The organism is Streptomyces sp. NPDC002513, from assembly GCF_053595355.1.
The window spans coordinates 1-3,533 of record NZ_JBSFXK010000135.1 but is presented as its reverse complement, the minus strand read 5'-3'; the positions used below and the strand labels follow the sequence as shown (position 1 = coordinate 3,533).

Genomic DNA, 3,533 nt, shown 5'->3' with positions numbered 1-3,533 from the left:
CGCCCAGCTCGGCGAGGAGCTGGCGCTCGATCTGGCGGGTGCTGTAGCCGAGGCGGCGGGCGGGTCCGGGTGCCGCCGGGCGCCTGGCCGGACTGTGATCCGCCGTGCCGTCAGCTCTCGTCGGCGAGGATCAGATACAGCTTCTTGCGGGCCTCGTTGATGACCGCGAGGGCCTTTTCGCGCTGTTCCTTGCTGCCGGTCTTCCAGACCTGGCCGAAGGCCTCCATCAGACCGAAGCCGGCCTGCCGGATCTCATGCAGAGCCTCCCAGTCGACACCGCGCGAGGCCTCCTCCCACGGAGCGTCCGGGCCCTCGTCGGCCGCGGCGCGCCCCGCCTCGGTGAGCGAGAAGAGCTTCTTGCCGCCCTCGCTCTCGCTGGCGATCAGCCCCTCGTCCTCCAGCAGTTGGAGGGTGGGGTAGACCGAGCCCGGGCTGGGCTTCCACGCCCCGCCGCTGCGCTCGGCGATCTCCTGGATCATCTCGTAGCCGTGCATGGGCCGGTCCTTGAGAAGGGCCAGAATCGAGGCCCGCACGTCACCGCGCCGCGCCCTGCCGCGCGGTCCGCCCCGGCCGCGTCCACCCCAGGGGCCACCCGGCCCGAAGAAGCCGGGTCCGCCGAATCCGGGGCCGCCGGGACCACCCGGCCCGAAGGGCCCGAAGGCCGCGCGCCGCATGTCGAAGCCGCCCCGACCCCGATGACCGGGGCCGCCGTGGTGTCCGTGCCGTTCGTATCCGAAGTCCTGTCCACGGGAATGCATCGCCATCACTCCATCCATCGTTGATCTGTCGCGATGCGTCAACGATATATCGGAAGTCTGCGTATGACAAGACCCCTGGCCCTGTGGAGGGTGTCCCGTGCGATCGAACGGGTCGGGGACGGCGACGGGGACCGTCGCATACACCTGGGACCTCAGGGTGTAGTTACAGTCGCCGTGCCAGTCGTGGCGGGTCAGGGGCAGGGCGTCCATCTGTTTGTCGCTGACGCGGACTCCGGTGTCGTGGGCGGAGGTGTCGAGTTCGGCTTGGACGGTCAGGCCGGTGCGGGTGGTGGTTGCGGCGATGCTGTTGATGATGACCTCGTGACTGGTCAGCGGCCTGCCGCGCCAGTTCATCGTGATAGGGGAGAACAGCCGGCGCTCGATCCGGTTCCACTTCGACGTTCCTGGCACGTTCCTGGCGGAAAGTGGCACACGGTGATCTCCAGGCCCGTCTCCAACGCCAGCGCCGCGAGTTCGGCTTTCCATGCGCGGGTGCGGTAGCCGTTGGAGCCGCCCGCATCCGCGGTGATCAGTAGCCGCCGGGCGCCGGGGTAGGCGGCTCGACCCGCCCCGCGCCACCAGCGGCGGATGGACTCGCCGGCGAAGGCGGCGGTGTCGTGGTCCGTGCCGACCTTGGCCCAGCCGGTATTCGCCGTCAGGTCGCAGATGCCGTAGGGGATCGCCTTGCCGAGTTCCTTGTCGGGGAAGTCGTGGGTGCTGACCTGGACGGAAGCGCCCTTGGGATGCCACTCGCGGCCGGCGTTCTTGTACTGCCCGACCAGTTCCTTCTTCTTCGAGTCCACGCTGACCACCGGGTCCCCGGCCGCCTGGAAGGTCTTGACCTGCTCGTTGAGGCAACGGAACTGCCCGTCCCGGTCCAGGTGTTGCCTGCCTTCGACGGTCTCGACGTTGCCCTGCAGGCTGAAGCCCTCCTCGCGCAGCAGGTCACCGACCGTGTCCGCAGAGATCCGGTGGCCCTGGCGAGTCAGCTCCACGGCAAGAATGCGGGTGGACTTGATGGTCCAGCGCAGCGGCGACATCGGGTCCCCGCGCATGTCGGGCTCGACCAACGCCAGCAGTGCGCTCCGCAGCGCGGGGTTCAGGTCGGCGACGCGCTTGCGGCCTCCACCTGATCGGTGCACACGCCCCAACGGCGCCTCCCCGGAGGCCAGTTCGCGTGCTCCCGACGACACGGTTGCCTCGCGCACACCGGCGGCGCGGGCGACCAGCCTGATCCCGCCATGGCCGATCGACCGGGCCTCCGCTCCCATCAGCAGACGCCTCTGGCGCGGAGTTGGGGTTATCCCGTGAGGGCCATGTCGTGGAGGCGTGCAACGCCGGGCATGGCCCGAGCAGGCTCAGCCACTGGACGGCAGGCAGATCATCGCGCGTCCGAGGCCCCGATGAAGCTGGGATCGCTGCGCACCGACCGCGTCCGGACGGGTGAGCGCCCAGACAGCAGCCATCCCATCAGCGCGGCGGCGAGGCCGGCCAGGCCGGCCGCCGCGAAGCCGCCTGCCGGTCCGAACGTGTCGATCGCCCCGCCGACGATCGGGACGCCGAGGGCGAAGCCCGCGCTCAGCGCCGAGGACTGCAAGCCTGTCGCCTCACCGCGCACGCTCGCGGGTGCGAGCCGGCTCACGGCGTCGGACAACACGGAAAGAGTCGGTGCGGCAAGCAGCCCCGCGCCGCAGCCTGCCACACACAACCAGCGCCAGTCGTGGGCCAGTCCGGCGGGAATGGTTACCAGCCCGAGCAGGCCGAGCAGCAGCCAGGTGGGCAGCGGTCGCGGGAGCGCGCCGTACAGAAGCCCGCCGGCGATGGAGGCCGCGCCGTACACGGCCACCACGACGGCGGCCCAGGAGACCTGGCCGGCTTCCTTGAGAGTGGCCACGATGGCCAGGTCGGTACCGTTGAGCACGATCGTGGCGCCGAACGCCATCACCAGCACCGCGATCATTCTCGGGCCCAGCCACTCCCGGCGACGGGGGCGGTCGGCTGGGTCGGCCGGCGCCTCGTCCTCGGCCCGCAGCGGGGGGTTGAGCAGGGCGATCCCCGCTCCGCCCGCCACGATCGCAGCGCCGACGCCCCAGGCCACCACGCCGGAGGCCAGTTGTGCCGCGCAGAGGATCACGATCGGCGGGCCCACCATGTAGGACAGCTCGCCCTGTACCGCTTCCAGCGCGAAGGCGGCCCGGCGCTGCCCCGCCTTCGTCATCGCGGCGATCGCCTGCCTGGTCACCATCGGGGCCGGCACCATTAGCAGACCTGCTACGAAGGCGGCGGCCAGCAGGGTCGTGTACGGCAGTACCGCGACGCTCAGCCAACACGCGACCTGAACCACGACGGTGATCAGCAGCACGACACGCGCGCCCCGCCGGTCGATCATGCGGCCCAGCAGCGGACCGCCCAGCGCCAGACCGGTGGTCATGGCCCCCGCGGCTCCTCCCGCTGCCGCGTAGCTCATGTCCAGGCCCAGAACGACGTACATCGTCAGCGCCATCCCGGAGGCCGTGATCGCGGTGCGGGCGAGCAGCGAGACGCCCAGCAGCGACGCCATCCCGGGCACGGCGAGCACCTGTCGGTATCGAGTCACCCGCGTGACGCTAGCTCCCACCATCTGGCAATAGGAAGTGGCCATATGATGGGAGCCGATATAATGAATTTTTATGGCCAGGGATCTAGTAGGGCTTCGTTAGGTAGCCCAACTGCCGTCTGATCGGTAGCGTGTGATCTTGTATCGGGTATGACACCCGAGGAGATGGATGAGGTCCG

At 69.9% G+C, this 3,533-nt stretch carries 2 protein-coding genes and 1 pseudogene; all 3 read right to left on the bottom strand.

Features of this window, described 5'->3' with window-relative positions:
- Nucleotides 1-110: 110 nt before the first annotated feature.
- Nucleotides 111-758 carry a PadR family transcriptional regulator gene (locus ACWD5Q_RS35210; protein ID WP_451431139.1) on the bottom strand — a complete coding sequence of 216 codons (648 nt, stop codon included), beginning with the start codon at nucleotides 756-758 and terminating at the stop codon, nucleotides 111-113.
- Between the two features lie 108 nt (nucleotides 759-866).
- Nucleotides 867-2,029 (bottom strand): annotated as a pseudogene (locus ACWD5Q_RS35205) (ISAzo13 family transposase); the annotation flags it as partial.
- Nucleotides 2,030-2,139: 110 nt separating this feature from the next.
- Nucleotides 2,140-3,354, bottom strand: coding sequence for an MFS transporter (locus ACWD5Q_RS35200; RefSeq protein WP_451431138.1), 1,215 nt, complete (start codon nucleotides 3,352-3,354; stop codon nucleotides 2,140-2,142).
- Nucleotides 3,355-3,533 lie beyond the last annotated feature (179 nt).

Excerpts from the sequence above, each read along its gene's own strand:
- ACWD5Q_RS35210 (WP_451431139.1), bottom strand. The coding sequence starts at position 758 with ATGCATTCCCGTGGACAGGACTTCGGATACGAACGGCACGGACACCAC.